This is a genomic window from Melaminivora alkalimesophila (assembly GCF_000282995.1).
GTDB classification, from domain to species: domain Bacteria; phylum Pseudomonadota; class Gammaproteobacteria; order Burkholderiales; family Burkholderiaceae_C; genus Melaminivora; species Melaminivora alkalimesophila.
Genome location: NZ_ALEE01000421.1, coordinates 1 through 3,366, shown reverse-complemented (window position 1 = coordinate 3,366; position 3,366 = coordinate 1). Strand labels below are relative to the sequence as shown.

Below are 3,366 nucleotides of genomic sequence, written 5' to 3'. Positions count from 1 at the left end.
CCAGGGCGCGGTCGTAGCCGTTGTTCACGATCCACGCGCCGCGCCCGCCGGCGTTGCGGTAGGCCGCCTGGAATGCGGCGTAATCGAAGGGGCGCCCCTCCACCTCGCGCGGGCCGCCGGTCGCGCCCTCGATCACGTGGAGGTAGGCCAGTCCCAGAGGCGCCAGCTCGCGCGCCAGGTAGGCATACAGGGGCTGCGGGTCGGCGTCGACGATGTCGTTGGCCGGCGTCACGGGCGACAGGCGGATGCCGGTGCGGTCTGCGCCCACAGCGTCGGCCACGGCGCGCGTGACTTCCAGCAGCAGGCGGGCGCGGTTTTCGATGCCGCCGCCGTAGTCGTCCGTGCGCTGGTTGGCGCCGCTCTTGAGGAACTGCTCCAGCAGGTAGCCGTTGGCGCCGTGGATCTCCACCCCATCGAAGCCGGCGGTTTGCACGGCGTTGCGCGCGGCGGCGGCGAAGGCGTGGACGATCTGCGGCAACTCCTGCGCGTCGAGCGCGCGCGGCATGGACGTGGGAACGAAGCCGGGGCGGCCATCGCCACGGTCGAGCAGGAAGGTCTTGGCGTCGGCCTGCAGCGCCGAGGCCGACACCGGCGCGGCGCCGTCCGGCTGCAAGCTGGTGTGCGAGACGCGCCCCACGTGCCAGAGCTGGCAAACGATGGTGCCGCCTGCGGCATGCACGGCCTCGGTGACGCGCTTCCAGCCGTCGAGCTGCTCGCTGCCGTACAGGCCGGGCACGTCGGCGTAGCCCTGGCCCTGGGGACTGATGGCCGTGGCCTCGCTGACCAGGAGGCCGGCGCTGGCGCGTTGGCGGTAGTAGGTGGCGGTCAGCTCGCCGGGGATGGCCCCGGGCGAGCGGTTGCGCGTCAGCGGCGCCATCACGATGCGGTTGGCCAGGTGCAGCGCACCGGCCTGCAGGGGTTCGAACAGGCGGGTCATCGGATCTCGGGCACAAGGATGGGGCGCCCGCCCCGAAGGGCCGGGCGCGGAGCCGGGCCGGCCGCCTCCCATGGAGGGCCGTCCCGGCACGGAGGAAGGCGCGGGAGCGCCTCCTGGTCTCTTACTTGAGCAGGCCCTCGGCCTTCATGGCCGCCTGCACGCCCGGGCGGGCCGCGACGCGCTCGCGGTAGGCCGCGAGGTGGTTGAAGGGCGAGATGTCCAGGCCCACGTGCTGCGGCCAGTTGGTGACGGTGAACAGGTAGGCGTCGGCGACGCTGAAGTGCTCGCCCATCAGGTAGTCGCGCCCGGCGAGCTCGCCGTCCAGCCACTTCAGGCGCGACAGCAGGTGCTCGCGCGCGATCGGCTTGTACTCCTCGGGGGTGTTCGGCTTGAACAGCGGGCTGAAGCCCTTGTGGATCTCGCTGCCGATGAAGTTCAGCCACTCCTGCAGGCGGTAGCGCGCCAGCGTGCCGTGCGCCGGTGCCAGGTTCTTGTGCGGCGCCTGGTCGGCCAGGTACTGCACGATGGCTGGACCCTCGCGCAGGCGCGTGCCGTCGTCGAGCTCCAGCACCGGCACATAGCCCAGCGGGTTGATGGTGTAGAAGTCCGTGCCGTCCTGCAGCTTGTGGCTCTTGGTGCTGGCCAGCACCGGGGTGTAGGCGAGGCCCGCCTCGTGCAGCACGATGTGCGGCGACAGCGAGCAGGCACCGGGGGAGTAGTACAGCTTCATGCAAGAGCTCCTTGTGTTTCTGGTTGAAAAAAGGGCGCGGCACCGTGCAGCGATCGCTGGCCGGACCGCGGGCAATACCGCCATGATGCTATGCGCACTGCGGCGGGCCTGCCATGGCCGGGGGATTTCACGGGGTGGATCGCCCCCCGGGCGCGGTGGCGCGCTCCATCCAGGTCAGGCGCCGCAGGGCTTCGCTGCGGCTGTCGCCGCACATCGCCAGGCTCGGCTGCAGCGAGGCGCAGACCGCCGGGCGCGCGGGATCGCCAAACAGGCGGCAGCGCCCCTCGCCGTCGAGCTGCACGCAGGGCACGCCCGCCGGCTTGCCCCGCGGCATTCCGGGAATGGGCGAGCTGATGGACGGGGCGATGCAGCAGGCGGCGCAGCCCGGGCGGCAGTCCATCGCCCGGGTCGCCGGCGCGCTCAGGAGGCCGAGGGTGCGTGCAGCCGGCCCGCGGCCCACAGCACCTGCTCCACCACGGCCCGCACGGCCGCCTGCTGCGCTGGGTCGACCAGGCCGCCCTGGTCGTCGAAGGCGGAGGCGGCGCGGGACAGCGCATGGCTGCGCGGCGCCAGCCAGCAACCCAGGTTGACGAGCAAGGGCGCGAGGTGGCTTTGCGCGCGCAGCCCGCCCAGGGCGCCGTTGGAGGCGCTGAGCATGCCCACCACCTTGCCGCTGAAAGGCCGCGAGCCGTCCGACCATACCGGGTGTCCCGCCACCGGGCTGGAGGCCCAGTCCAGGGTGTTCTTCAACAGGCCGGTGTAGCTGCCGTTGTATTCGGGCGTGCAGACGATCCAGCCGGGATGCGCGTCCATTGCTTCCTTCAGGCGCAGCACGTCCGCCGGCGTGCCGCGCGCCTCCAGGTCGGCGTGGTACATGGGGATGTCGTAATCCGCCAGCTCCAACAGCGTCACCTCGGCGCCCAGGTCGCGCCCCAGTCCGGCCGCCACGCGTGCCAGACGGCGGTTGAAGGAATGCTCACGGGCGCTGCCCGCGAAAACGAGGAGTCGGGTGTTCTTCATGGGCGCGATTGGAGCACAGGCGCGGTGCAGGATGGTTGCGTGTTCCACGTGAAACACCCGTGCGGCACGCCGGATGGCCGAAGGTGGGAAAATTGCGGGTTTCCCCGGCATTCGCCGCGCTTTTCGCTTCGAGGCATGCACCATGCTCTACCCCCAGCAATTTGACGTCATCGTCGTCGGCGGCGGACACGCCGGCACCGAGGCGGCCCTGGCCGCGGCGCGCATGGGCTGCCAGACGCTGCTGCTCACGCACAACCTCGAAACCCTGGGGCAGATGAGCTGCAACCCCAGCATCGGCGGCATCGGCAAGGGGCACCTGGTCAAGGAAGTGGATGCGCTGGGCGGTGCCATGGCGCTCGCCACCGACGAGGCCGGGATCCAGTTCCGCACGCTCAACAGCTCCAAGGGCCCGGCCGTGCGCGCCACGCGCGCCCAGGCCGACCGCGTGCTGTACCGCGCCGCCATCCGCCGCCGGCTGGAGAACCAACCCAATCTGTGGCTGTTCCAACAGGCGGTGGACGACCTGATGGTCGAGGGCGAGCGTGTGGTCGGGGCGGTCACGCAGACCGGACTGCGCTTTCGCAGCCACACCGTGGTACTCACCGCCGGCACCTTCCTGGACGGGCGCATCCACGTCGGCCTGGACAACTACGCCGCCGGCCGCGCGGGCGACCCGCCG

5 protein-coding genes are annotated in these 3,366 nt (G+C 71.4%); 1 reads left to right on the top strand and 4 read right to left on the bottom strand.

The window, feature by feature from the left end:
• The 4 genes from A612_RS08130 to A612_RS08115 all read right to left on the bottom strand — a co-directional run.
• Positions 1-937 (bottom strand): alkene reductase (locus tag A612_RS08130; protein ID WP_019374006.1); only part of this gene is annotated, 937 nt, incomplete at its 3' end.
• A 121-nt stretch (positions 938-1,058) separates the two neighbouring features.
• Positions 1,059-1,667 carry a glutathione transferase GstA gene (gene gstA / locus A612_RS08125; RefSeq protein WP_019374005.1) on the bottom strand — a complete coding sequence of 203 codons (609 nt, stop codon included), beginning with the start codon at positions 1,665-1,667 and terminating at the stop codon, positions 1,059-1,061.
• Between the two features lie 127 nt (positions 1,668-1,794).
• Positions 1,795-2,067: a YkgJ family cysteine cluster protein gene (locus tag A612_RS08120; protein WP_019374004.1), complete on the bottom strand. Its 273-nt coding sequence runs from the start codon at positions 2,065-2,067 to the stop codon at positions 1,795-1,797.
• A gap of 20 nt (positions 2,068-2,087) precedes the next feature.
• Positions 2,088-2,687, bottom strand: a complete 600-nt coding sequence (locus A612_RS08115; protein ID WP_019374003.1) for an NADPH-dependent FMN reductase — start codon at positions 2,685-2,687, stop codon at positions 2,088-2,090.
• A gap of 142 nt (positions 2,688-2,829) precedes the next feature.
• Here A612_RS08115 and A612_RS08110 point away from each other — a divergent pair.
• Positions 2,830-3,366 (top strand): FAD-dependent oxidoreductase (locus tag A612_RS08110; protein ID WP_040436359.1); only part of this gene is annotated, 537 nt, incomplete at its 3' end.

Bases quoted from the DNA above. Each gene is read 5' to 3' on its own strand.
- gstA (WP_019374005.1), bottom strand. From the start codon at position 1,667: ATGAAGCTGTACTACTCCCCCGGTGCCTGCTCGCTGTCGCCGCACATC.
- A612_RS08120 (WP_019374004.1), bottom strand. From the start codon at position 2,067: ATGGACTGCCGCCCGGGCTGCGCCGCCTGCTGCATCGCCCCGTCCATC.
- A612_RS08115 (WP_019374003.1), bottom strand. From the start codon at position 2,687: ATGAAGAACACCCGACTCCTCGTTTTCGCGGGCAGCGCCCGTGAGCAT.